19 protein-coding genes are annotated in these 26,128 nt (G+C 60.5%); 9 read left to right on the top strand and 10 right to left on the bottom strand.

Features of this window, described 5'->3' with window-relative positions:
* The first annotated feature begins 110 nt into the window (after nt 1-110).
* The 3 genes from AC6H1L_RS04360 (at nt 111) to AC6H1L_RS04350 (ending at nt 4,697) form a co-directional block, all read left to right on the top strand.
* Complete coding sequence (locus AC6H1L_RS04360; RefSeq protein ID WP_497600319.1) at nt 111-2,552, top strand: protein kinase domain-containing protein; 2,442 nt, start codon at nt 111-113, stop codon at nt 2,550-2,552.
* Between the two features lie 281 nt (nt 2,553-2,833).
* Nucleotides 2,834-3,340: an NUDIX hydrolase gene (locus AC6H1L_RS04355; protein WP_497600318.1), complete on the top strand. Its 507-nt coding sequence runs from the start codon at nt 2,834-2,836 to the stop codon at nt 3,338-3,340.
* 232 nt (nt 3,341-3,572) lie between these two features.
* Complete coding sequence (locus tag AC6H1L_RS04350; protein ID WP_497600317.1) at nt 3,573-4,697, top strand: L-threonylcarbamoyladenylate synthase; 1,125 nt, start codon at nt 3,573-3,575, stop codon at nt 4,695-4,697.
* On the opposite strand, the gene AC6H1L_RS04345 is transcribed toward AC6H1L_RS04350, so the two are convergent.
* Nucleotides 4,674-6,290 (bottom strand): serine/threonine-protein kinase, encoded by a 1,617-nt coding sequence (locus AC6H1L_RS04345; RefSeq protein ID WP_497600316.1) that lies wholly within the window; start codon nt 6,288-6,290, stop codon nt 4,674-4,676. The genes AC6H1L_RS04350 and AC6H1L_RS04345 overlap by 24 nt on opposite strands.
* A gap of 125 nt (nt 6,291-6,415) precedes the next feature.
* Nucleotides 6,416-6,682 (bottom strand): helix-turn-helix domain-containing protein, encoded by a 267-nt coding sequence (locus AC6H1L_RS04340; RefSeq protein WP_497600315.1) that lies wholly within the window; start codon nt 6,680-6,682, stop codon nt 6,416-6,418.
* A 310-nt stretch (nt 6,683-6,992) separates the two neighbouring features.
* On the opposite strand from AC6H1L_RS04340, the gene AC6H1L_RS04335 reads away from it, so the two are divergent.
* Genes AC6H1L_RS04335 through AC6H1L_RS04320 form a run of 4 tightly spaced genes read left to right on the top strand, consistent with a single transcriptional unit; the run spans nt 6,993 to nt 10,414 of the window.
* Nucleotides 6,993-7,307: a hypothetical protein gene (locus AC6H1L_RS04335; protein ID WP_497600314.1), complete on the top strand. Its 315-nt coding sequence runs from the start codon at nt 6,993-6,995 to the stop codon at nt 7,305-7,307.
* A gap of 39 nt (nt 7,308-7,346) precedes the next feature.
* Nucleotides 7,347-8,846 (top strand): hypothetical protein, encoded by a 1,500-nt coding sequence (locus AC6H1L_RS04330; protein WP_497600313.1) that lies wholly within the window; start codon nt 7,347-7,349, stop codon nt 8,844-8,846.
* A gap of 19 nt (nt 8,847-8,865) precedes the next feature.
* Nucleotides 8,866-9,627, top strand: a complete 762-nt coding sequence (locus AC6H1L_RS04325) for a hypothetical protein (protein ID WP_497600312.1) — start codon at nt 8,866-8,868, stop codon at nt 9,625-9,627.
* 25 nt (nt 9,628-9,652) lie between these two features.
* Nucleotides 9,653-10,414, top strand: coding sequence for a hypothetical protein (locus tag AC6H1L_RS04320; RefSeq protein WP_497600311.1), 762 nt, complete (start codon nt 9,653-9,655; stop codon nt 10,412-10,414).
* Nucleotides 10,415-10,479: 65 nt separating this feature from the next.
* Here AC6H1L_RS04320 and AC6H1L_RS04315 read toward each other — a convergent pair whose 3' ends face one another.
* The 8 genes from AC6H1L_RS04315 to AC6H1L_RS04280 all read right to left on the bottom strand — a co-directional run bounded on the left by AC6H1L_RS04315 (nt 10,480) and on the right by AC6H1L_RS04280 (nt 22,187).
* Nucleotides 10,480-12,105 (bottom strand): serine/threonine-protein kinase, encoded by a 1,626-nt coding sequence (locus AC6H1L_RS04315; RefSeq protein ID WP_497600310.1) that lies wholly within the window; start codon nt 12,103-12,105, stop codon nt 10,480-10,482.
* Between the two features lie 224 nt (nt 12,106-12,329).
* On the bottom strand, nt 12,330-13,103 hold the full coding sequence (locus AC6H1L_RS04310; protein ID WP_497600309.1) for a metallophosphoesterase family protein: 774 nt from the start codon (nt 13,101-13,103) through the stop codon (nt 12,330-12,332).
* A gap of 442 nt (nt 13,104-13,545) precedes the next feature.
* Nucleotides 13,546-15,249: a helix-turn-helix domain-containing protein gene (locus AC6H1L_RS04305; RefSeq protein WP_497600308.1), complete on the bottom strand. Its 1,704-nt coding sequence runs from the start codon at nt 15,247-15,249 to the stop codon at nt 13,546-13,548.
* A gap of 338 nt (nt 15,250-15,587) precedes the next feature.
* Nucleotides 15,588-16,403, bottom strand: coding sequence for a tetratricopeptide repeat protein (locus tag AC6H1L_RS04300; protein ID WP_497600307.1), 816 nt, complete (start codon nt 16,401-16,403; stop codon nt 15,588-15,590).
* A 63-nt stretch (nt 16,404-16,466) separates the two neighbouring features.
* Nucleotides 16,467-18,032 carry a MiaB/RimO family radical SAM methylthiotransferase gene (locus AC6H1L_RS04295; protein ID WP_497600306.1) on the bottom strand — a complete coding sequence of 522 codons (1,566 nt, stop codon included), beginning with the start codon at nt 18,030-18,032 and terminating at the stop codon, nt 16,467-16,469.
* A 211-nt stretch (nt 18,033-18,243) separates the two neighbouring features.
* Nucleotides 18,244-19,455, bottom strand: coding sequence for a LamG domain-containing protein (locus tag AC6H1L_RS04290; protein WP_497600305.1), 1,212 nt, complete (start codon nt 19,453-19,455; stop codon nt 18,244-18,246).
* Between the two features lie 193 nt (nt 19,456-19,648).
* Nucleotides 19,649-20,551 carry a hypothetical protein gene (locus AC6H1L_RS04285; RefSeq protein WP_497600304.1) on the bottom strand — a complete coding sequence of 301 codons (903 nt, stop codon included), beginning with the start codon at nt 20,549-20,551 and terminating at the stop codon, nt 19,649-19,651.
* 238 nt (nt 20,552-20,789) lie between these two features.
* On the bottom strand, nt 20,790-22,187 hold the full coding sequence (locus AC6H1L_RS04280; RefSeq protein ID WP_497600303.1) for a nicotinate phosphoribosyltransferase: 1,398 nt from the start codon (nt 22,185-22,187) through the stop codon (nt 20,790-20,792).
* Nucleotides 22,188-22,872: 685 nt separating this feature from the next.
* Here AC6H1L_RS04280 and AC6H1L_RS04275 point away from each other — a divergent pair.
* Together AC6H1L_RS04275 and AC6H1L_RS04270 are read left to right on the top strand one after the other, a co-directional pair.
* Entirely contained in the window at nt 22,873-23,379 is a 507-nt protein-coding gene (locus tag AC6H1L_RS04275; RefSeq protein ID WP_497600302.1) for a (2Fe-2S)-binding protein, read from the top strand.
* A 373-nt stretch (nt 23,380-23,752) separates the two neighbouring features.
* Nucleotides 23,753-26,110 carry a xanthine dehydrogenase family protein molybdopterin-binding subunit gene (locus AC6H1L_RS04270; protein WP_497600301.1) on the top strand — a complete coding sequence of 786 codons (2,358 nt, stop codon included), beginning with the start codon at nt 23,753-23,755 and terminating at the stop codon, nt 26,108-26,110.
* The last annotated feature ends 18 nt before the right edge of the window (nt 26,111-26,128 follow it).

Genomic DNA, 26,128 nt, shown 5'->3' with positions numbered 1-26,128 from the left:
TTTCTACTACGAAACAAGGTTTCCCGATTTAGTACTACTGCTTTGCTGTCTGCCAGCAGAAACATGCTACAATAGCGACAGATGCTATCTGGGGAAAAGCGAGGTCGCCTATGCCGGCATTGCGAGAAGGCCAGAGGTTCGAACGTTATCGTGTCATCAAGCTTCTTGGCAGCGGGGTAGCCGGTGAAAGCTATGAGGCGGAGGATACGCTGCTGCTACGCAAAGTGGTGCTGAAGCTGCTGCATCCCTGGGCGCCGCTCTCGGATGCGGCGCGGCGGCAGTTTTTCCGCGAGATGCAGGGAATCAGTCAGCTAACTCATCGCTACCTGGCGCCGGTGCTCGATTATGGAGAGCTGCATGGAAGTCTCTATGTGGCGCGGCGCTTGTTCAGCAGTGGCTCGCTCTTGAACAGCGATGGGCGCTTGTGGTTTAGCCCACCGTTGGAGCTGTCCGCGGCGGTCAGTTATGCCCATCAGTTGGCGCAGGCGCTCCAGCATATTCACGATGCCGGCTATCTACATGGAGGACTGACTCTAGCCAATATTATGGTGTTGCGTGGGCCGAATGTGGAGGGTGCGTCAGATTATGCCCCTTTTATGCTGGCCGATACGGGGCTGGCTCACTTTGTGCGCCGCTTTGGGCGGCTGCAGCGTCCGGTGATGCCGGTGACGGCAGCGCCAGAGCAGCTCGGTGGGCGAGCCACTCAGGCTAGCGATCAGTTTGCTCTGGCGGTGATTGTCTACACCTGGATTGTCGGACGCCCCCCTTATCTGGGCCTGCCCGAGGAGATTGCCCAAGCTAAGCTCAGTGAGTCGTTCCCCTCTCTCCTGTCGCTGAATCCCCAGGTTCCTCTGGAAATGGAAGGGATCATTCGCCGTGCGCTCTCGGTCTACCCCGAGGATCGCTATCCCTCGGTGCTGGCTTTTGCTGAGGCCCTACGGCAGTCTGTGCAGCGCCTGGCTGCTTCGAGTGTTCAGGTCGCTCCCGAGGCGCGTGCTGAGGAGCAACCTCAAGGAGAGATAGTCGCTACCGCGACCAGCGAGGAGGAGGCTCTGAGGCCGGAAAGTGCGCTGCCAGCGAGCGCGACCAATGAAACAGAGCCTTCGACGATCGCTGGCGAGGCGAAGCCTCCGGTACCAGTCCCCTCGACTGATGCTGAGGTCCTGACTGAGCCAGAAACCTTGTCGCCAGCCTCTCATACTCAGGAGCAGACAGAGGCCCAAGCTGTAGAGAATACAGAAAAAGCTGCAGCAAGCGTGCCTGAAGAGCAGGCCGGGGCAAGGCTGATAGTGGCCGAAGCTGAAGCGAGCAATGGGAACGGCCTCCGCGATGAACCTGATGGGGAGCGGGCGTCAGGTGACAATGATGGTGCTCAGCCGTCCTCTTCTCCGATAGCGCAGCCGGAGCCGGTCGCTGATGAAAAGTGCTCTGCCGGTGAAGGTGGAGAGCCGGAAGCGGTGCCTGCCATGAGCGGCGCATTGGAAAACCAGCCCGTTCCAGAGGCGGCCACCAGGCGGCCCGAGGAGGAGCGAGCGGCGGAAGCAGTGGCTGTAGAGACGACTGGTGACGGTGACCACAGTGGGAGCAGCTCTGAGCCTGGCTCCGCTCTGACCTATTTGGAGGCCCTGTTACAGGCGACCCAGTCCTCTGCTGACGCATCACAAGCCACGGCTCCTGAACAGCCTCTTCTTCCGGTGGCGGCGCCTGGTGTACCTGCGCCTGCCTCCTCGGAGGCGGCGGCTCCCGTCGCTGGCGAACAGGAGGATGACAAGGGTGAAGCGGCAAAAACTGAGTCTGTTGCTGGAACAGCGGATGGGCGTGACGTGCAGCCCGGACCTCCGGCTGAGCTATCTTTGCTCGAAGTGCTATCCGGTCTCCAGGCCCGGCCCCCGACTGAGAAGGCTGACACTGGTCTGACGCAGACGGCCTTGACTGCTGATGGTTCCCGCTCGGAGACGCTGCCCGAGACGGCGGGTGTTGCTGAAATGGTGGTAGCGGCCCGCGAAGATGAGGGGAGTGGGGACATGGCGAGTACTGCGCGACGAGAAGGAGAGCAGTCAGCAGAGCAGCCACAGCCGCCGTCTGAGCCTGAGCCATTAGCGGCTGCTGCTGAAGAACCTCAGCCAAATGATCCTCCGGCGTGTGTGCTCGTGCTGCCACCGGCGACAGCGGCGCGCCCCGCGACCCTTGTGGAGCTGGCTGCTGTGGAAATCACTATCGGGCGCGCCGGCGATAGCGGCATCCTGCTTGAAGGAGATCGGCGCGTCTCACGGCGTCACGCCTTCCTGAAACGTGAGGGGACGAAGCTCCTCATTCTCGATGGCGATAATGCCGAAGGAGTCTTTGTCAATGGCCGACGCCTGGAGCAGAAGGGCAGTCAGGTGCTGCAGATAGGCGACCACATTCGTATTGGCGACCACGAACTGATTATTTGCCGGAGCAGAGAGGAAGCGCAGCAGGTGCAGCGGGAACGAATAGGGGCTGGTCAGCAAGCCGACGCTCGCCATACTGCTGATGCAGCAGATTCCTCATCTGTGACGCCTTCGCTCTAGGGTAATGGTGGACGCCAGGCTGCCTCATTGCCTGCTGCCGACTGGAGCTGGCTGGTTGCTAGCAGATTATGCCTTGACGAAAGGCCCGGTCCATGTCTCCCTCGTGCCTGGGAGCGGGATTTTTTTTGCTGTCAGACGGATCGATCGATCCGTCGCAGCCTTCTCTGCGCTGTTTCAGACCACGGTTATTGAGAGGGCCAGGCAAGCAGGTTGCGCTCTTCTCACATGGAGTACAATGGGAAGCATAGCATATAGTAGGCTAATGTAGGGAGACGCAATCTGTGGTCTATAGCCTGCTCAAGGCCGTTGTCAGTATCTGCTTCAATCTGCTCAACCTGCTGCTCGGGGGCAATCTCCCGCCGCTGGGAGCGGTCAATGTTGTGGTTGAGGATCGAGGGCGCTTCCTGGTGGTGCGCACGGCTCGGGGCACGTGGAGCTTTCCCGGGGGCTTCATCCGCTGGCGCGAAACGCCGCTAGAGGCGGCGGTACGTGAATGTGAGGAAGAGACCGGCCTGCATATTCGGGCCCGGAGCATTATCGGCTGCTATTGGTTGGTGAGTGCTTCTGTGACGCAGATGAGTTCCTTAACGGCGGTCGTCTGTGGCGAGGTGATCGGTGGACAGTTACGCTCAAGCCTGGAGGGTGAGCCGCTCTGGTTAGAGCGCGACGAGGCTTTGCGCCGTCTGGGAGAGGAGACACGTGCCATCTTCGCCGACTATGAGCGCTTTCTTGCTGGCCAGGGCACTATGGGACAGGGGCCGGAGCCAAAACATGGGCGCGAGCGTTAGGTCGCCAGGCTAGCAAGCCTGCTTGGGGAGAGAGATGGCTGCCCCTAAGCGCTGTAAGACTAAGAATGGGACCGCGACTTGGGAGGTTGAGATCGCCTTTCCGTGCTACTGTACCTGGTGATGGATGGGGCAGAGCGCTGGCCGGCTCCCATTCAGAAAGTCAGAGAGAAAGTCTGTAAGCACGTCAAGAAGGTGGTTGCTCACAGTACTTATGGTCGACAACAGCAAGGCAATGCAAACGGAAGTGATCGCTGTTGATCCGCAGCAGCCGCAGGCGGAGATCATTGAGCGGGCGGCGTCGCTGCTGCGGGCGGGCGAGCTGGTGGTTTTTCCAACGGAGACCGTCTATGGCCTGGGGGGCGATGCGCTGCGGGAAGAGGCGGCGCGCCGGATCTTTGCCGCCAAGGGACGCCCTTTGACTGATCCGCTCATTGTTCATATAGCACAGATGGAAGAGCTGGAGACGGTAGCTGCTGCTGTGCCGGAACGCGCGCAGCGGCTGGCCGCCGCTTTCTGGCCTGGCCCATTAACGTTGATCTTGCCGCGTGGGAAGCAAGTGCCGACCCTGGTGACAGCGGGCCTGGAGACGGTGGCCGTGCGCATGCCAAGCCATCCCGTGGCGCGCGCCCTCATTCGGGCTGCCGGCAGGCCCATCGCCGCGCCCAGCGCCAACCGCTTCAAACATGTCAGCCCGACAACGGCGCAGCATGCGCTGGCGGATCTTAGTGGGCGTGTACCGCTCATTCTTGATGGTGGGCCAACGCCGGTCGGTGTTGAGTCGACGGTGGTCGATCTCTGCTCACCGGTGCCGCGTATCCTGCGCCCCGGTGGGACCAGCCTGGAGGCTTTGCGCGAGGTGCTGCCGGAGATAGAGCCGCCTCTGCCGCCGCGGACCACGGCCTCTGACAAGGCCGAGCGCGAGGAGGGACAGGCCCAGCGCTCGCCCGGTCAGATGCTCGTGCACTATTCGCCGACGGTGCCTCTGCTGCTCTTCGAGGGAGAGGATGAGGCCCAGCGTGCGGCTATCGTTGCGGAAGCGCTGCGTCGCCTGGAGCGTGGCGAGCGGGTTGGTATCCTGGCGGCGACTGAGGATAGAGAGGCGCTGCGCCCTTGTGAGGAAGGTGGGGCGCTGGTGCGTGCGCCAGCCTCGCTGGAGGAGCCGGAGAAGGTGGCGGCGGCCCTCTTTGCGAGCCTGCGCGCGCTGGAGGAGGCGGCTGTCGACGTCATTCTCTGTCGCAGCTTTCGGCCTGTGGGCCTGGGGCTGGCGGTACAGGATCGCTTGCAGCGCGCGGCGGGCGGAAGGGTGACGCGGGTGGCTTCCAGGGCCGGGCCTTCAGGAACGGCGGAAGATGCTTAATATGAATCTTATGGATTTTTCGATCCAGTAGGCCAGTCTGGCACCAACTTTCAAGGAGATAAGGATGCCGCAGCCGCCGGTCAGGAGAGTACTGAGTAATACGCTGGCAGCTCCATGCTGAAAGCCTCCCATGACCCATGCAGAGAGCAAGCCATCTCCGACGAGCCAGAGCTCCATAAAGAGCATACCACAGCCATGAGCGGTGGGGCCTCGCATGGAAGGGTCTGTATCATCTTCCATGGAAGGGTCTGTATCATCTTCGTAGAAGATACCGGTGATGACTGAGGTCAGGGGTAGGCCAGCAAAGTAGAGGCTCCACCAGAGGGAGAAAGGCGAAGGTGGAAAGACTGCGTTGACTATGAGGATCAAGGCGATGACTGCGCTGACCAAGGCCCCTTTGCCAGCCTTGAAGAGGGCGCCTGCCAGAGTGCCTGCCATTGGTAGAAAGAGTACCAATAGCAGCAGCTCAATAAGAGTTCTCCAAGTTTCCGAGGAGGCTCTGAAGGAGTACTGGTAAAGGCAGACCAGGCCGATCCCCATTCCCAGCGTGTAGAGTAGCATAGCCAGAGTCTGCGCGCCTCTCAGGCCTGGCCTGGACTTGGCGTTGGCGGGCTGGAGGTCTAAGGGCGGTGCAGCTTCCGTTACAGCTGTTTGAAACGCAGTCTGCGATGAGTGTAAAGAACGAGAGAGCGAGCTGCCTGCATACCCGAGGTATGGCGACGAGCCAGATGAGGGCGAAGTCAGGGGTGGCTGTTGGACCCCCAGAGGGCTGCGCACCGTCTCTGCGGTTGCTTCCTGCAGAGCGGAAGCGAATTCCTCCACGCTGGCGAAGCGAGCCCGCCAATCCTTGGCCAGGGCGCGCTGAATGACCGCTTCGATATCCGGCGAGATCTCCGGCACATACTGGCGGAGTGGGGGCACCGCCGCTGTGCAATGTTGAACCGCGATCTCGTTAAAGCTGCCAGCAAAGGGGGGAGCACCGACCAGCCACTCATAGAGGACCACGGCCAGCGCGTACTGATCGCTCTCTGGACGAGGATAGCCCTGAATCTGCTCCGGGGCCATGTAGGTCACTGTCCCCGCCAGATCCTGAGTGCTTTGCAGGCGAGTGCTGGAGACGATGGTCGCAATGCCAAAGTCTGCGAGCAGCACACTGCCATCGTGCCCAATCAGCATGTTCTCGGGCTTGACATCACGGTGGATGATCCCCGACTCATGGGCATACTGCAGCGCCTCAGCGATCTGACACGTGTAGTCAAGCGCTACGGCGAGCGGCAAGCGGCTACCGGCTGGATAGCGCTGGCGCAGAGAGCCGCCGGGAAGGTAGTCCATGACCAGATAGGGGAAGCGTCCCTCGTGCAGCCCAAAGTCGAGGACGCGTACAATGTGTGGATGCACCAAAGGGGCGATCGTGCGCGCCTCTCGCTGGAATTGCTCGATCGCCTCGTGATTCGTGGCCTGGTGCAGGACCTTGATTGCTGCCGGTGTTCCTAAATGCAGGTGGGTAGCAAGATAGACCTGGGCAAAGCTGCCCTGGCCTAGCAAACGCTCCAGGCGATAATGACCAAGCAGGTGGCCGCTATAGTCGGCCATTCGTCGTTTCCTTCCTTCTGAAGGCTCATCCAGCCAGTAATATATCCATTTCTCATCTTCACTGTCAAGCTGCCTATTTGGCAGTAGGATATCGTTTCATAATGATAGCGAGTCACCATGCTACCTTAGTCACCTTTATTCCATTGGCACGAGAGCATGTCTGTCATTTGTATGAATAGCTCCAGGGTGGATTTATCTTCTCCCTCCAGTTGGAGGACATGCCCGAGCAGTTGAAGCCATTCCTTGCTTGGGTAGCGCTTCCCATGTTCCAGCCTCCAGATGTAGTTAGCGCTGCACCTCATACGGTGCGCTAATTGCTCCTGGGAGAGGCCATGCCTGCCGCGCAGGGCCTTCAGCCACTGCTGGAAGTGATTTCTGTTGACTGGCTGCATTCTATTGCTCCTTCGGTCCCTTGTCTCAGGCAATCTTGCCTGAGACACATTGTTTTGCTCACGATTTACTTGGTATAGTTAAATTCGGTGAGAAGCAGAGGATTACGGCAAATGTACCAAAAAGTACCAGAGTCATATGACCACTATGGCAAGAGCATGCGAAGGGTGGCCAGGTGATTCCATTGCTGGTGGTCTTAATTAGGAGCGGTCCGGTGTGATGGGAGTGGAAGTCACTAGATAGCATATACAAGCATGAGAGAGGCTGTGAGGAAGAACTGACGGCCTGCATCAGTCGAAAGGAGAAGTGGCCATGCCTGAAAAGATCAGCTACCCTGTCGCTGAGATGCTACGCACTGCCAGGGAGATACGGCAGGTGCTTGATCAGCAGTGGGATCTCCACTGCCAGCATTTCTCTGGGGCTCCTGACTCATATCTGGAGCTGACGAGATCCTGGAGCTGCCTTGTGCCGGGAGGCGATAGCCTGGTGGTGAAGCTCCAGCAATGGCATCAGCAAGTCCGCGCTTGCTATGAGGCCCTCTACGCTCTGGCGAGTCTGCTCGAAGAAGGGGTCAGCCGCATGAATAGTCTGGATGACGAGTTAGCTCGCGATTTTGAACCGCGCTAGGGATTGGATCATTATGATAACTGATACAGGGAGGAAGCCATGCCCTGGTGGCAGGACTTGAGCGGTGACATTGTTGGCACGTGTCTGTCTTTTGAAGACTATTGCGCTCACGTGGTCTCTGCGCTGGGTTTCCACTTTAGTGGAATGGAGGAGTTTATTCGTCTGCTGGGCGAGCACGGGCTGAATCCTCTGGAGGTCCTGCCTGCGTTGGCCAATCGGGCGAGCAGTAAAGGAGCTGATCCCGTTCAGGTGCTGAGCACGGTCGCTGAGGGGATGATTCGTGAAGGACCATTGCCTTTCATTCGTCGTTTGCTGGAGACCTATTTCGTTACCCCACTGAAACATCTGTTGGACCAGCATAGCCGGCAGGCCCATACTCTGGGAGCGATTCATCAGACTATGCTGGATCAGGTACAGCAGAAGCTAACGGCCCTGCGTCAGGGAGATGGCAACCCTTCCCTGGCCTTCAGTGGAGACCTGGCTGATGAAGTGGAGCGGCGCTACGGCCAGATCGCAACTTCGCTGAGACGATTGCTGGCAAGCGACAGCGATCCCGGACAGCAGTTCTGGGAGAGACAGTCAGTGATCAATGAGCAGGTGAAAGCTCTCTATGACTGGGAACTGCAGAATCTAAAGTGGATTCTATACTTTGATATACTTGTACTGGCTGTCGAGGTGATCTGCCTTGCAGGCGTGGCAATTGCGACCGATGGCGTGGGGGATGTGCCATTGGCTATTGCCTTTGTCGAGGTGGACGTGGGTCTCTTTGCGCTGGAACTCTTGGGGCCTCTCGCATTCGGGGTCATCGCCTCGCTGGAGAATGTGGTGTTGCTTGCTATCCAACTAATTGAGAAGCCAGCCGAGAAACAGGTGCAGGCTCCAGTTCAACCGCAGCAGCAGCAGCCGGAGCAGACTCCTGAGCCGCAGGCCACGCCAGAAGTGCTCGTCGATCCCTTCCCAATTGATCCCACAATGAAGGAGCGAGATAAGGATCACTGTGAGGTGGGTACCTTTGAGAAGGCTTCGGCTCTCTATGGAGAAGGCTTCGCTGAAGATATTCGCGAACACCACCCTGTCTACTGGTGCTATATTCTGATGGAGTTACTGGATATCGATGAGGCAACGCTGCGACGCTTTGGTGGTCTGGCTGAGCTGGAGGCCAATTTGCGTCTCGGGGAGAATGCCGCAGGGTTCAAGGGCGCCTTCTTTGAGCTGCAGTGGGTTCATGATCATCTCTCTCTGATTGCAACCTTGCAACCGGTCGCTCCCGATGGTGATCTCGGGCCTGATGCGATAGATATTTATGGGGATTTAATTGAATTAAAGTCTTACGATTCTAAAAATATAAGTTCTGATATAGATCGGTTTGAAAAACAAATAGACAGATATATAGATCTTTATGGCGATAGAAAAATATATTTAATATTTAATGAGAATAAATTACGTTCTGGAAAAATTCCGAATTCTATTATGAATTTATTGTCAAAATATAAAGGAAAAGTAGTAGCTGTTGTGAGTACTGTGAAATATAGTGTATGAATGATGAGGAGGGATAGATATGAAGACAGCCCAATTCTGGTATATGGGCTTAAGGAGGCCGGAAGACTTTCGCGATCCGGGAGTAGTGCGTCCCTTTCTGGAAGCGCTGGTCAAGCGGGGCTTTATCCTGCTGGACCTCTGGGGAGAGGAAAAGAAGAGGTTTTTTCACCTGTGGGTTGGTCTGCTCTTTTTGCCAGAGAGGCCGGCGGTGAGGGAGCTGACGGAGCAGGAGCGGGAGGCGCTGCTAGAGCCGAGGATCTGGCCTGAATTGGAGGAGCGGCTCCGGCGCTTCTTCAGCGAGCCGCTGGATCCGCAGCAGCGTGTCGCGATTGATATCTATGCGGCGGCACGGGAAGGGGAGCTGAAGGGGTTGGATTGGGGCTTTACGCTCTACTGTCCGGCGGATGAAGAGGAGGAAGTGCCGGCGGAGATGGCGTATGCATGGGTAACGGAGCAGTTTCTGAACACGAACGGCAAGCGCGGGTTTTGGGAGGTGGAGCTGCCGCTATTGCTCTATCGGTACTGGAGGCCGCTGGTGGTGTATCTGAGGGAGGAGACGGAGCGGCCCTTGCCGCGAGGGGAGGATGAGCGAGTGGAGATCAGATATCTCTACAGGGAGAACCTGTACAGTGCGGAGGTAGTGGAGCGTTTGGGGAGGGAGCGGCTGAAGGAGACGCCGGGGGCGCGGGTGGAGGAGCTGGAAGGGGGAGGGCTGTGGCTGCACGTCTACAGGAGGGAGGAAGCGATGGCCTATCTGGGGTTAGAGCAGCCAGTGTGGTGAGGGGAGAGAGAGTGGAGGGATAGATATGAAGACAACGCAATTCTGGTATATGGGCTTAAGGAGGCCGGAAGACTTTCGCGATCCGGGAGTAGTGCGTCCCTTTCTGGAAGCGCTGGTCAAGCGGGGCTTTATCCTGCTGGACCTCTGGGGAGAGGAAAAGAAGAGGTTTTTTCACCTGTGGTTTGGTCTGCTCTTTTTGCCAGAGGAGCCGGAGGTGAGGGAGCTGACGGAGCAGGAGCGGGAGGCGCTGCTGGAGCCGAGGATCTGGCCTGAATTGGAGGAGCGGCTCCGGCGCTTCTTCAGCGAGCCGCTGGATCCGCAGCAGCGTGTCGCGATTGATATCTATGCGGCGGCACGGGAAGGGGAGCTGAAGGGGTTGGATTGGGGCTTTACGCTCTACTGTCCGGCGGATGAAGAGGAGGAAGTGCCGGCGGAGATGGCGTATGCGTGGGCGACGGAGCAGTTTCTGAACACGGACGGCAAGCGCGGGTTTTGGGAGGTGGAGCTGCCGCTATTGCTCTATCGGTACTGGAGGCCGCTGGTGGTGTATCTGAGGGAGCAGACGGAGCGGCCCTTGCCGCGAGGGGAGGATGAGCGAGTGGAGATCAGATATCTCTACAGGGAGAACCTGTACAGTGCGGAGGTAGTGGAGCGTTTGGGGAGGGAGCGGCTGAAGGAGACGCCGGGGGCGGGGGTGGAAGAGCTGGAAGGGGGAGGGCTGTGGCTGCACGTCTACAGGAGGGAGGAAGCGATGGCCTATCTGGGGTTAGAGCAGCCAGTATGGTGAGGGGAGAGAGAGACAGGCGTAGGCTGGAAGCAGGAGCAAAACATTGGTCTCTCTCCCCTATGCCCTCAACCCTGTTGGCGCTCGAGCCATTGCTGCAGGGCCATCTCAACCATCGCGCTGACCAGAAGCATCACCAGCAAGGACGCCAGCACACTCCACAACAGCCCGTTCGTCAGGCCAGGGATCAACGTTGCCAGCGTCACCAGCAAAGCCAGCGTGACCTCGGCCATGCCTGTCTTTCCCAACAGATTGCCCAGTAGCGGCCCCAGCACCAGCAGCAAAGCACCCGGCAGCAAGGCGAAGAGCGCGCGCCCCAAGCCGCGCAGCGTTCGATGCTCATAGATCCAGCCAGTCAGCAAGGCGGCCACAGGAGGCGTGAGCAGAAATGGAGAAAAAGCCAGCCAATGCCCTGTCAGGCTAATCGCCGCCAGAAAGGACGCATAGATCCCATTCACCAGTGCTCCGCGCCAGCTCCCCCATAGCGCCCCCGCCAATAGCGTACCGCTGCCCACCAGCGAACCACCGACCGCAGTATAGAGCCAGAGGGGCAGGCCCAGGGTCTGCAAAGGTGGACGCAGTAATAACAACGGCAAGAAAGGCACAATCAATATAACAGCATGGATCGACAGATAGAGAAGCTGCCTGAGCCTGACTGGACCACGCAGGAGCGGCAAATAATTGAGCGCCATTGGAGGAGGAGGCAGGCGCGGCGGAGGCGCACCCGTCTCAGCATAGTAAGAAAAAGCAGCGGGGGCCTGCTCCGTTGGCAGGGCAGCGGAGACCCCAGCCGAGAGAAGGCCACCCCCCGGAGCTGACAAAGGGAGCGAAGAGCCGGCGCCGGCCTTGATCACCGCCACCCCACTGACCTGCTCCAGCGCCTCCGCAAAAGCGCGCACCGAAGGGAAGCGGGCACGCCAATCCTTGGCCAAAGCCCGTAGAATAACCTCCTCCAGCGCCGGCGGCAGCTCAGGCACCTGGGCACGCAGAGGAGGCGGCATCACCGTGCAATGGCGTACCGCCACCTCGGCAAAGTTGCCCGTAAAAGGCGGTGTGCCGCAGAGCCACTCATAGAGCACCACCGCCAGCGCATACTGATCGCTCTCCGGGCGTGGGTGGGCCTGAATCTGCTCCGGGGCCATATAGAGCACCGTCCCCGCCAGATTCTGACTACCAGCCGTGCCGTCCACAGCCTGGCCCAGCGACCCCGTTGTCTCCAGGATAGTCGCAATGCCGAAATCCGCCAGCCGCAGCAGGCCATCCTCTCCCACCAGCATATTCTCCGGCTTCACATCCCGATGCACGATGCGCCGCTCGTGGGCATACTGCAGCGCCTCCGCCGCCTGGCGCACATAGCTCAGAGCCAGCGCCAGCGGCAAACGACTCCCACGCGGATAGCGCTGGCGCAGCGAGCCGCCCGGCAGATAGTCCATCACCAGATAGGGCAGATGCCCCTCATGTAGACCAAAATCCAGCACGCGCACGATATGCGGGTGCACCAGCGCGGCGATCGTGCGTGCCTCGCGACGGAACTGCTCGACCGCCTCGGGACCAAGCGCCGCGTGCAGCACCTTGACCGCGACTCGCGTCTGCAGGTGCACATGGGTCGCCAGATAGACCTGCGCGAAACTTCCCGCCCCTAGCAAGCGCTCTAAGCGATAATGGCCGAACTGCTGACCACAATAATCGGTCATAGCTCCTATCCCCGCTATCGAGTAATCAATGAGCAACAGCCTTGCGGGCCTGGCTGCCCGGCCCGACCCGACCAGATCCCCGCTGTGCTGCAGCAAGAGGCAGCCTGTGCTCACCCCTCGCTCCCTGGCCTGTGGCTTGCCCCAGCTAGCGAACAAACAGGCAACACGCAAGCCGGCGAAGAGCATCGGACGAGGCTAAAGCTGAGACGCTCGACGAACCGCCATCAACCCTTGCGGGCCACATACTCCCCGCGCATGTAGCCCAGCAAATAATCGCTTGCCGGATGACGCACGCGCCGGATCGCCTCCATCACCGCCTCTCGATCATAAGGAACGCGCCGTAGCTGAAGCTGGTAACCGCTATTATTCGCCTTCACAATAGCATAGCTTGCCACCAGCTCTGGAGTCACCGGGTTACTCACGCTGCCCAGATTCACCACCCGCACACCGGCCACCGTTCGATCGAGCGGAATATGTGTATGGCCGACGCAGATCAGATCGGCATTGCAGTCCTTCACCAGCGCCTCCAGCTCAGCCTCACTCAGGCGGGGATGAATACCAGGGCCGTCATCGGTCCCTGGAGCAGCATGCACGCCGAGCAAGCGCGTGCCATCGGGCAGCGTCAGCCGCTGCTCAAGAGGAAGACGGCTCAGCCAATCCAGCCAGCCGGTGGCCGTCACATATCCTTTCGTCCAGGCGAAGCTCTTGACCGTGCTCAGCAGCTTCGGCAGCATCTCAAGGCGGCCCTGGGCCCGGATCTGCTCAATCGAAATGGGAAGCTCATCGCTCACCACATAGCGGTCCGTATTGCCTCGCGTAAAGCGCACCCTCGGCAACTTCGTCACTCGCTCCAACACAGTCACAGGATCATAACCAATGGCGACCAGATCGCCCAGAATCCAATACTCGTCAATTGGCCCCTGGGTCTGAATATCGGCTAGAACGGCCTCCAAAGCAATGGGATTACCATGAATGTCCGACAAAACCGCAATGCGCATGCCAGCAGTCCTCTCTTCGCTGTAGCTCAGTTGCACTCACTCAAGACCCTCAGCTGATTACCGCTTCTCAGCGATTCACATCCGTATTACCAGACAGGACGAGCAGGACCCACATCGTCGTCGCAGCATCAGAAGCCAGCTCTACTAATACATAGCCATCGCTACGGGAGAAACATACCCTGGGTTGCTTCTTGCCTCTTTGCAAGGAGAAGGCGCAGGCGGAGCGCCGGAAAAAGTTGGAAACAATGGCCCTGCTCTTGACTATTGGGTCATCGTGGTACACCCTTGTAAAGGATAGCACAATGATGGCTGTCTGATAGCTATTACTGACCATCGGGCTATGGCTGAGATTTCGGCCCCAGCGAAGGCAGGCCCCTGGTAGGGATAAAGCTTGAAGAGAGGACTGGCAGGTCGCCAAATGAGGTGGAGAAAGGGCGTATTTTTAACGTTCCTGCAGCATATAGCGAATCTTGAGGGCGATCTGTAAAGAGAGTCGCAACTCTGAATCTTCCAGCGATTGCCCAAGCAGCTCCTCAATGCGCTCAAGGCGATAGAGCAGCGAATTGCGGTGCATATGCATAGCCCGGGCCGCCTCACTGAGGTTCCCATTACAGCGGAAAAAACACTCCAGCGTCTCGATCAACTCCCCCCCACGGCTATCATGCTCCAGGAGCGGACCGAGTGTCTCGCGGTAGAAGGCCCTCAGCTCCTCATGGCCGTAGAGATGGAAGAGCAGGCGATAGATCCCCAGGCGAGCAAATGAATGCAAGCGGCCCTCGCCGAAGAGGCGGCGCCCGATCTCCAGGGCCTGCTGAGCCTCGCGCATCGACTGCCCGATTCCCTGGATCTGCTGAGCGATGCGCCCAATCCCGACAGAATAGAGAGGATCACTCTCGCCGCGCCCTGCTGCCCGGCTGCTCCCAGAAGCGGCAGTCTCCCCTTTGAGAAAATTGGTGCTCTGCAGAATACGGCCGTGAACCCGTTCCAGACGCGAAAAAAGCGCCTGCTCTAACTCATGATCAGAGCGCGCATCGTTGCTACCCGTACGCAGATCGCCGAGAGGCAACAAAGCCGTCACCCGCTGCTGCTCAGTGACCACCCAGGCCGAGGGCCAGGAGCGCAGCAGCTCCTCACGCACGCGCCGGCTCCAGCCGGCGATGATAGTCCCGGTGGGAGGTGTTGCATGCTGCGGCGACAGCTCAAAAACTACCACCACCTGAGGCGGTGTCAGATCGTGACCCAGCAAGCGGGCGCGCGCCTGCATCTCCTCCGGCTGCTGGTAGTTGCCCTGAACCACATCAAGGAAAGCTTCTAACTGATAGCGGCTCTCTACCTCGCTGCGCTCCCGCTCGCGTACAAACTCCAGGGCAAGAATCGGGGAGACCTGGCCGAGCAAAAGGCGCTCCTGATAATCGAAGGTCTGCTCTCTGCCGATCAAAGAGAGGTAGCCGACGATCTCGTGGCGGATCACAATCGGAACCACGACGCGAGCCAGGCCCTCCTGACGCAGCCGGTCCTCATCCTGCAAAGAAGGCAGATGAGCGGGCAGCATGCCCTCCGGCAAAGCGCCAGGGGGAGCCACCTGCCAGCGCGGCGAATAGTCAGCATCCTGCACCACCACCCACTTCCCGGTCACACGAGCCAGATGCTCGCAGAGGCCCTGAATCCCGACGCCCTGGACGCTGAGCTGCATCAACTGGTGAGCCACCTCGGTCGCGCGGCGCTCGATCTCGCTGCGGAAGCTGGCCACAAAAGTAATCACCTCGCGGACGATCTCCTCCAGCGGGGCCGAGGCCGGCAGATAGATCAGCGGCAGATGCAGACGATTGGCTACAGCCTCCGCCTCTGAGCCAAGGGCCTCGATCGACGGAGCGGCCACGGCTACCGCCGCAATCCCCTCCCGGTGCAGGGTTTGCAACAAATGGGGCAGCGTCTCATCGAGGCGGCGCAGCTGCGTCAAACTCAGCAGAGCCAACTCACCGCCACGGATACTCTCAAAAGCCGGCAGGCGGGCGCGCATCCGCAAGGCCCAGGTCACACGGCGCTCCAACCCCTCGGCGCCAGCCACAAGCTGGGCATCGCGGGATGCGAGCAAGGTAAGCACATTGCGCACCGTCGCCGCTGAAGCGGGGGACGGGCTAGTCATCGCAGCGCCTCCATACAACAGGGAAGCGCGGCGTTACCGCCGCGCCGTATTCGAAGCCGCACTTGCGCTAGCTCGCTGAGCCTTGCGCTTCTCCCTGCGTTTTTTCTCCTTAATGCGATGCTTGCGAAGAGCGACTCGTTTCCGCTTATTCATAGAGCATACAACCTCTTTCCAGGATCAGAGTAGTCTGCTTGTCTTCAGAGTACGGAAGTGAAGAGGGATAGCACGGGTAGCATCCGGCGCAGCGACCGACCGACTGACGGACAAGCCAACAAACACCTCAAAGAGGAGGGATCGCGAAGCAGAGCGGACACCGGCCCAAGACCGCGAGAGCCAGCCTACTCCTCGACATCGGTACCGGTCTCGAAGTCGAGGTCGCCGAACTCATCGCTATCCTCGGTGCCCTCATAGTACTCATCCTCGCTGAGCAGCTCATCCTCCTCATCGCGGTCATAGCGCAGCATGCTATCCTTCGTGTACGGCCTGACGAGTTCACCACCAGCCTGGGCCGGGAAGCTCACCGTACCCACCATGCTCGGATGCTGATATGACTCACTGATCACCACGCGGACATGGCTATTATCCAGCGTGGAGATGGCGGCCTCATAGCGATTGCCATGCTCCATCAAAGTGATCAAGCGGTTGGCCAGCCGCGGCTCAATCTGGCCGATCCGCTCGCCCGTAGCGGAGCGCACATAGATGGCATGGCCGTCGCGCTCAAGCTGGACCTTCTCGCCGGTACTGACCCGGGCCAAGACCTGGGGTTCAGCCAGGTTGATCAGGTCGGTAGTTGTCCGTTTGCCAGGCTCTTCATTGAAGATGACTGGATCGATAGCGACAGTTGCGGCATTGACGCGCGCCTGATCCTCCTGGATCAAAGCGAGCTGTTCCAGGTTCTTGCGAGCGATCGTATTATTCGGATTAAGCTTCAGTGTCTGTGAGTAGGCCTCGCGGGCCTCGGCATACATACCCAGCTCGCGGTAGGCCTTGCCCAGACGATTGTAGGCCTCGGCCTCATTTGGAAAGAGACTTAAGATATTGCGGTTGGTGACTACCGCCTCTTGCCACTGACTGGCCAGGGCCTGCTGAATGGCCAACTCCGTCCACTGCTTCTTCAGCCGGGCCTTCTCCTCCGCCGATAGCGCTTGCGTCATCAGATGCCACCTCCATCTACGAACGAACTGCAAAATACCACGGGCCAGATTCTGGCCCGCCTATTATACCGCAACTGCGCAACCCTGCAAGGACCAGGCTGTAGCGCGTTCGATGCGTACCTGCACCAGGTCGCCGGGGCGCAGCGCGTCAAGGTCGATGCCCGCCTCGCGTCCATCATGGAAGGACTGATGTCCTTCGTCATCAGCAGGAGGGAAGTAGACCAGCTTATTGCCGCGGTTGCGGCCCTTCCACTGACGGCGGCCATGCAGCGTGTTGCTTTCCTCGATCAATACCTCCTCCACCCGTCCGACATACTGCTGATTCAGCTCTAGCGCAATGCGGGCTTGCAGTTCCTCGACGGCATGCAGCCGGCGCTTTTTCTCGGCCAGCGGCACATCGTCGGGCCAGCGGGCCGCCACCGTGCCCGGGCGCGGCGAGTAGGCGGCCACATGGACCACGTCGAAGCGGATCTCCGCCAGCAGGTCGAGCGTATGCTGAAACTCTTCCTCGGTCTCGCCGCAGAAGCCCACGATGACATCGGTCGAGAGCGTAACGCCAGGCCACCAGGCCCGCAGCTTGGCGATCAGCTCGCGATACTCGGCGATCGTATAGCCACGCTTCATGCGGCGCAAGACGGCGTCGTCGCCCGACTGCACGGGAATATTGACATGCTCGCAGACCTTGGGCAAAGCCGCCATGCGCTGAATCATCCGATCCGTCATATGGCGCGGGTAGGAGGTCATGAAGCGAATGCGCTTGAGGCCCTCGATCTCGCTAAGCTTCTCCATCAGGTCGGCCAGGTCCGGCTGACCCGGCAGATCGAGACCATAGGCCTCGACCGTCTGGCCCAGCAGTGTCAGCTCACGCGCGCCCTTGGCGACCAGTGACTGCGCCTCAGCATAGACCTCGTCCAGCGGGCGGCTGCGCTCGCGGCCCCGGCGATAAGGCACGATGCAGTAGGTGCAGACCTTATTGCAACCCAGAATGACCGGTAGCCAGGCTGTAGGTGCCACGTAGCGCGCCTCGATCTTGGTTGGGTAGTGCGCCACGCGCTCCCCAGGACGCGGCGTGATTGCCATCGGCAACACGGTGCGCTGGCCACTGCGATTGAGCGAGGTGGCAATCGTCGGCGCCGGCTGGCTCTGCTGAGGACGCTCCGCTCGTTCCGCTGGCAGCGGCTGCAACTGATGCAGTTGGCCGCTGTCATCCTGGTACTCGATGTCCAGGCAGCCCGCTCCGGAGATAGGCGTCCAGCGCTCTTCGAGGAAGCGCGGCAAGATATCCGCCTGCTCGACCTTGAAGAGCAAATCGATATGGGGATAGCGGCGGGTCAGCTCGTCGATGGTCTTCTGGTTGCCGATCATGCAGCCCATCAGAGCAATCAACAGGTCGCCGCGCCGCTCCTTCATCTGCTTGAGACGCACAAGCAGATTATGAGCCTTCTCCTCGGGCGCCTGGCGCACGCTGCAGGTGTTGAGCACCACTAGATTGGCCTGCTCCAGGCTTGTTTCCTCCCAGCCCAGTTCATCAAGCATGCTCTGAATGCGCTGCGAGTCGGCCTGATTCATCTGACAGCCGACCGTCCAGATGTGATACTTCCCCTTGGGAATGGTGGCAGTTGTGGTCATAATGGATCGTCCCTCTCCGAGCCTCTAGGCTTAGCGTTGCATGCAAGCTGCTTTCTCGTCGTATACTTTGCTTCCTTCGCGCTCCTCTGTACCTACCTGTGCTGTGTACCTGCCTACCCTGCGCTGACTAGTTGCCTGGCTGGCAGCTAGCCAGGCTGTGTGGATCTGTCGCTTTTCCCTGGCTGGGTATTATACACCATCTCCTCGGGATTTAGAAAGCCCAGACTTTGAGATGGCGATAGCTGACCTCTGTTTCCTGGCCCTCATCGGCAAATGGCACTGCCAGCAGGGCCACCTGACCCAGCCGGTAGCGTCCGTCTGTTACCTTGATCACCGGCTCATGGTTGAGATAGAGCGTCAGGCTCGACCCTCGGGCGACCAGGGCCAGCAGGTTAGTGCTGCCTTGACCGCGCTCGAAGCTCAGGGCGATACTGCGCGCCAGCTCCTGAGCCTCGTTCCCGTTGCCGGTATAGGCGAAAAGTGAGCAGAAGCCGCTGGTGTCGATCTGAAACAGATAATAGGTGTCCTTGTCAATATCGCCGCGGAAAAGCAGCCCACCCTGATCTCCCTTAACGATGCTCATGGTGACCTCGAGGGCGAAGTCGCGATAGCTGAGGCCGTTGCTGCATTTCTCGAAGAAGCGCGGGTCCTGCGCCATCACATGGTAGGCCCCGGCCTGAAAGGCGCAGTGCGTGCCGGTTTCCCAGCCGATGCTATTGTGTGCATCGCTCAACGGCGCGTAGAGCACCAGTCTGCCACCACCTGGCGGGTAGGGGTTAGGGTAAGCTGCAATCGTCGAGGCGGTGGCCTGGGCCGCCGCCGTCGCCTGGGTGACAGTGCTGGTGCGCCGGGCCGCTTGCCTGGTGGCAGTAGCGGCGGTGAGCGCTGCGCTGGTCGCGGTGGTGTTTGCCTCCTCCCGGACGTGCCGCTGCTGCAGCTCCAGGAAAAAGCCCAGGCTGCTGGCAAGCAGCAGCCCAATGATCAGGGTCGCGATCAGGAGCGTGCGCTGCCGTGACCAGCGCCTCGGGCCTGGGGGGGGCCCCTGTGAGGCTGAGCCAGGGGGCGAACCTGGCGGCCCGGCGCTGATGAGCGCGGGATGGGCTGCCCACTGCCCTGGCTGGCCGCTCAGCAATGTGGGGGCCTCAGCCTCGGGTGAGCCTGACGCAGGCGCCGCCGCCGGCGGTCCGGGCAAGACTACAATCGTCAGATGCAGCGTGCTATAGGTGCCGTCCTCTCGACGCCGTCCCTGGCCAGCCAGGCTGAGCCGCTGGCCTGACTGCATGCCCGCCGGCAGCGTCATCGGCAACCGGCGCCCGTCAGGCAAGGTCAGCACGCGGCTGGTGCCGGTTTGGGCCTCCTCGGCGCTGATAGCTAGCGTGGCATGCAGATCGTCAGCGCGCTCTGGCTCGGACTGTGCAGACATCGGAGCCTGTGACCTCCTGTACTTGGAATAAGCGCCCATTGGGTGGGCGCAGGTGGGCGCGGGGCAGAGACTTGCGGGCCTGGCGCCAGGCGTCGCTACTCCAGCCTGGCCCGCGCTGCTAGCTGCTTTCTTTCCTCCTAAGAAAGGGAACGCATGGGCGCCTTGGAAGTGGGGCCTGGTCCGCCAGTCCCGTTCAGGAACGGGGGAGAACGCGCTGAGCCTGGAGTATGCGTAGTCCGCCAAGGAGCAGGCAGAGGTCGGCCACCTGAAGAAAGAACAGATTGTTAAAGCTGTTCGTGATACCGGGGATCGAGAGGATCAGGATGATGATCGGGAAAAGCCCGAAGAGAAAGGTGGGACCCGGGTGGAGGCGCCAGCAGATCGGGCGCAGCCACCAGACCAGCAGCCCCAGCCAGAGCGCCACGGCGGCAATGGCATCGGCTACCGTCACGAGAGAGCGCTGATCTGGGGCTGTTACGAGATAATCGATCAGGACCGCGCCGCTGCCTCCCACCAGGGCCAGAGCGAAGAACCAGCTATCCCAGCGAGGAGAGCGGGCCTGCTCCGTAGCGAAACAGAGATACATGCCCAGCAAGGAGAGATTGCCCGAGACGTTCAAATAAGCGACTGTCGCCGGCTCCGCGCTGGCGCGCAGGTTGAAGAGCAGGTTGATGCCCACGAAACAGGCCCACAAGCAGCCGAAGATAGCTCCCAGCCGGACCCAGGCCGTTCGTCCCCGAACGAGGAGCGCCAACCAGAGCAAGAGCAGCGCCGCCAGATGACCAAGCTGGGGCCAGTTGCCGCCGTAGAGATGGGCCTGCCAGCCATTGGTAAGAAGGCACTCAGCGCTGAGGCCCAGGCCGAGGGTCAGGGCAAAGACCACAATAAAGCCTGGCGTCCACAGTACTGTCTCTGCAGCAGATTCGCCTGTGGAGATCACTGCTTCCTCCGTTGCTTGCCCCTCCGCCAGGGTAGATGTCGGGCTGCTCGTGACCGACGCTGGGGCCGTGCAGGCCGCCTGCTCTGGCTGTGGCTGGGCGGGGTGCTCGCGCTGAGCCGTGACCAGCTCGGGCGGCTCAGTGGCCCTCTCAGCCATGCTCTCTCCCCCTTTCCTAATAATAAGAAAGCGCTGCTTTCAGTCATCGCTGCGACCGCTGCATTGCATCCTCGCATGGATCGCTTCCTCAGCATTATACTCCACGCGGGAGAGAGAACAGCAGCGCTCACCGTCAGGTCCCAGTCAGGCTACGATCCGAGCGCGCGGGCGCGGGCGAACAGGGCGGAGCGCGCTTTCATCCAGGGCGACGCCGCGCGCCTGGCCCGCCCGCGCTACGCTACTCGGGCAGCTCGACCCCAACGATGCGCGCCGCCTGGCGACGCAGCACCTGCAGGCCCTCGCTAAAACGCACCGGATACGGCTCCTGCACCGTCAAAGCTCGATACTTCTCGGGCAGCGCAGCCAGATTCTGCTGAGCCAGCTCGCGGATCTCTGACAGCGGCGGCAGACTGCCGGGAACCATCTCGCCATTGCGCATCACCGGCTTGAGCAAGCGATGGTAGCCCGCCGGTGCTGGCTCATGGGCCAGTTGGACTACATCCTCCTCCCACTGCGGATGACGATAGATCTCCTTCTTGCCCGGCCACGTCGCTTTCTCACTGGCCAACTTCACTTTCGGGTACTCGGTGCCGTTCTCATCAACGTACCAAACCTCCTTGTAGACCGCCCCAAGTGAGCCGCCGGCAATACCACGCTCCACCGAGCCGGCGCCGCTGCCCAGGGCTGTCCCGACACCGAAGGCATCGATAGCCGCGCCGGCCTGCAGTAGCTCCAGAATCTTCCACTCGTCCAGGTCGCCGCTCGCCAAAATGCGCACATGCTGCAGACCAGCCTTGTCAAGCTGCTCGCGAATATACAGGCTGTCGGCCACCAGGTCCCCGCTGTCAATGCGGACCGCGGCTAGCGTATGGCCCAGGGTCTCCTGAGCGCGCAGCGCCACCTCAATCGCGGTATGGATGGCGCGGCGCGGATCGTAGGTGTCCAGCAGCAAGGTATAGCGGTTATAGGCCTGAGCGATGGCCTCAAAGGCTTCTTCTTCGCTGTCGAAGAGTTCGATCAAGGCGTGGGGAACAGTGCCGGTCGCTGGCAGGCGGAACTCATAGGCGGCATTGAGCAGCGACGTACTGGCGCAGCCACCGATATAGGCGGCGCGCGCCACCGTCATTGGCTCCTGAGCACGGCGGAAAGCGAACTCCGCCACGCGGCGTGGCTGACCTTGCTGGGCCGCGTAGACGATGCGCGAGGCCTTTGTGGCGATCAGCGTCGCCAGGTTCATAGCCTGCATAATGCCGGCTTCCAGGAGCAGGGCCTCGCGAAAGGGGGCCGTCACGCGCAGAATCGGTTCGTTGGGAAAGGCGATGGAGCCTTCTGGCATGGCGAGAATCTCGCCCGTGAAGCGCAAATTCGCCAGCTCATCCAAAAAGGCCGCGTCATAGTCGCGGATGCGGGCCAGAAAGGTCAGTTCTTCTTCGGTGTAGCGAAACGACTGTACGAATTCAAGCGCCGCCTCCAGACCGGCAACGAGCAGGTAAGCACCACCAAAGGGGGCGGTGCGCGTATACAGGTCGAAGGTCGCCAGTCCGTTGCGACCGGTGCGCCAGCTTACATAGGCAGCATCTGGATGATACATGTCGGTCATCAATCCCGGGTGCACACTGGGGGCGCGGCGATGCATCGGATGCCCTCCTCAGTTAGTGTACTTTGTACGCTATTAGAAAATCAGGGATATTGTACCACAAGCGAGCGGGGGAGGAGCAAGGAATCGGCCTGACGGGCCTGGCGCCGATTGACACTCAGCCCATTCGTATGCTACTCTCTATCTGTTAGCTGAAACGAGTTCCTGCCGGTCTGGCGCGCTTGTAAAGAGCGCGCTGCCCGCGGTCCGGTGCCGGCGCGAGCCTCAGCGGGCCCGGACGCGGAGAAGAGCGAGGGAGTGCGTGAGTAGGTGAACGAAGCCGGCAAGCGGCTCGGGCGTGCAAGGTGCTCAAAAGGTCGTTCTCTCTGGGCGTGTGTAAGGAGCGAGAAAGGAAGGAGAAGCCGCGGCATACAAAAGGCAGGGAGGTAGCGATCTGGCGAGCCTCCCCCTGATGATCCTTTCCCCATGCTTGTTTGCGCGCGTGTGCAGCAGCCAGAGTCAGCAGCGCCAAAGAAGGGGGCATCTGAGCGCCTGCGGCTCGTGATGGGCCGGTGACGACGGCCGGCGCGCCCAGGTCCGTCATTCCGTTCCACGACGACTGCTGCAGCCCAATAAGAAGCTGAGCTGTTCCCAATGGGCCTATGCTGTTCCAGGCCTTTGTATACTGAACAGAGGGCAGAAACTTCACGGGCCTGATCAAACCGACCACATGGAGGTATCACCAATGACGACGAAGCGCGAAATCACGGTGACTGTGAATGGTCAGCAATACCGTTCAGAGGTCGAACCGCGCATGTTGCTGGTGCACTATTTACGCGATGTGCTGGACCTGACGGGCACGCACATCGGCTGCGACACCTCGCAGTGTGGGGCCTGCACCGTGCTGCTCAACGGCGAAGCGGTCAAGTCCTGCACCGTACTGGCCGTGCAAGCGGACGGCTGTGAGGTCACGACCATTGAGGGCCTGGCTCCAGAGGGACAGCTCCATCCGCTGCAGGAAGGCTTTTGGGAAAAGCATGGGCTGCAGTGCGGTTTCTGTACGCCAGGCATGATCATGGCGGCCTACCAGTTGCTCAAGACCAACCCCAACCCGACCGAGGCTGAGATCCGCAAGGGGCTAGAGGGCAATATCTGCCGCTGCACGGGCTACCAGAATATTGTGCGGGCCGTCCAGTATGCAGCGGAAAAAATGCAAGCCGGCGCCTCGCAGCCTGTGGGCGCCAGCGAGTAAGGCCGGCTGCTTTCCGACGGCAGCCTGTTAGCTAGCTCGCTTGCTTGTCAGTCTCTCAGACTTCAAGCGACGACCCCATTGAGCGAGCGTGTGTCCTTAGCCGAGGTGCCTCTGTGCTGGCGCGTGAGCGCGCCGGATGTGTTGGGCTCGCACTGAGGTGGACGCGACGGCTCTGCTCGCTCGCGATTACTGGCGATTGTTCACGTAGTCATCCAGCGGAAAGCTTGCTCACCTGGCTCAGACAGTGCTGTCTGCAGGCCGTCCGCCCTTCCGTTCGGGGCCGGGCGGGCTGTGTTGGCTGTGTTGAACTGACCAGGTCTCCTCTATCCATTTGTCTCTGTTGCCTGTTACGAGGAGAAAGGAACGGTTGCTTATGGGTATTGCTGCACTGGTTGGTACGCCGATTAAGCGGCGCGAAGATCCCCGCCTGATCACCGGTCAAGCGACCTACGTTGACGATATCAAGCTCCCCGGTATGCTCTACATGGCGGTCCTGCGCAGTCCCTACGGCCATGCGCGCATTCGCAGCATCAATACGGAGGCGGCCAAGCAGGCCCCAGGCGTCGTAGCGGTTTACACGGCCCAGGATCTCAAGGGGGTTGTTGGGAATATCCCGGTCGCGGCGCCGCTGCCGCCGCACATCACCAATGGTATGGGCCGGCGCGGACCGCTGGCGGAAGGCAAGGTTCGTTTCTATGGCGATCCGGTGGCGGTGGTGATCGCTGAGAGCCGCTACGGGGCGCGCGATGCGCTCGACCTGATCGAGGTCGACTACGAGCCGCTGCCGGCGGTGGTTGATCCTGAGAAGGCGGCTCAGCCCGATGCGCCCTTGCTCTATGAGGAGTTTGGGACCAATGTGGCCGCTTCGGTGCGCCCCCCAACTGATGAGATCGATCGGGTTTTTGCTGAGACCCAGGCCAATGGCGGCATTGTGGTCAAGCAGCGCATGGTCAATCAGCGCCTGGCGCCTTCGCCAATGGAGACGCGTGGCGTGGTAGCCGAGTTCCGCAAGGCGGATCGCACGCTGACTATCTGGAGTTCCTCGCAGATCCCTCATCTGTTGCGCAACTACCTGGCCGAGCAGCTTGGTTTGCCACAGCATCAGGTGCGTGTGATTGTCCCCGAGGTCGGCGGTGGCTTCGGCTGTAAGCTCAATATTTATCCTGAAGAGGCCCTGGTAGCCTTCGCCGCCATGAAGACGGGCCGCCCTGTCAAATGGATCGAGGATCGCAGCGAGAATCTGGCGGTGACCATCCACGGGCGTGACCAGATCGATTATGTGGAGGTGGCGGCCACGCGCGAAGGGAAGATCACCGGTCTGAAGGTCCATGTGGTCTCGGATCTGGGTGCCTACCTGCAGTTCTTTACGGACGTGATCGCGATTGCCTTCACGCTGCCGATGATCTGTGGCTGCTACGACATCCCGGTGGCCTATGGCAGTTGCGATATCGTCTTCACCAATAAGGCGCCGACCGATGCCTATCGCGGCGCGGGCCGGCCCGAGGCGGCCTATCTGGTGGAGCGCGCTGTTGATCTGGTGGCTCATGCCCTGGGTAAGGACCCTGCCGAGGTGCGCATGATCAATTTCGTGAAGCCCGAGCAGTTCCCGCATAAGATGGCCACGGGTACGGTCTATGATAGCGGCAACTATCAGGCCGCCCTGGAGAAGGCCATGCAGTTGATCGGTTATCAGCAGTTGCGCGCCGAGCAGGCTCAGAAGCGGGCCCAGGGGAAGCTGATGGGCATCGGTATCTCTTCCTACGTGGAGATCTGTGGTATTGGTCCCAAGGGCCTGACGCCCTTCGGTCTCTATGAGAGCGCGCGGGTGCGCGTCGATCAGAGTGGCGATGTGCTCATCTATACGGGCGCTTCACCGCATGGGCAGGGCGAGGAGACGACTTTTGCGCAGATTGCTGCCGATGAGTTCGGTATCCCTATTGAGCGCGTGCTGGTGATCCACGGTGATACCGATTCGACGCCCGAGGGGCGCGGTACGTATGGCAGCCGCACGACGGCGGTGGGCGGCACGGCGGTCTATAATGCCGTGCAGAAGTTGAAGGAGAAGATGAAGCAGATCGCTGCTCATATGCTGGAGGCCAGCCCGGCAGATGTGACGCTGGAGGATGGGAAGTTCTCGGTGGCTGGGGCGCCGCAGAAGGCGGTGACCTTCGCTGAGGTGGCGGCGGCGGCCAATTTCTCGAATACGTTGCCGCCGGGGATTGAGCCGGGCCTGGAGACAACGGTCTTCTTTGAGCCGGAGGCCTGTACTTTCCCGTTCGGGACACATATCTGCGTCGTGGAGATCGATAAGGATACGGGTGAGGTGCATTTGACGCGCTATGTGGCCGTCGATGACTGTGGGCGCCAGTTGAATCCGTTGTTGGTGGCGGGCCAGATCCACGGTGGCATTGTCCAGGGGGTCGGGCAGGCGCTCTTTGAGGGCGTGGTCTACGATGAGAATGGCCAGTTGCTGACGTCGACGTTTATGGATTATGCGATGCCGCTGGCTTCGGAGCTGCCGTCTTTTGAGTTGGATCATACGGTGACGCCCACGCCTTATAATCCGTTGGGGGTCAAGGGTGTGGGCGAGGCTGGGACGATCGCGGCGACGCCGGCGGTCGCTGGGGCTGTGGCGGACGCGCTCGGTCTGCCGCATGTCGATATGCCCTTTACTCCTGAGCGCATCTGGCGCATTATCCAGCAGCAGCAACAGGCGCAGCCGCAGGCCTGAGTGAGTCAGCCTGCTCTC

The sequence above is a fragment of the Thermogemmatispora argillosa genome (genome assembly GCF_059696725.1).
Note: the sequence above shows the minus strand (reverse complement) of the source record. Positions and strands in the feature narration are given on the sequence as shown.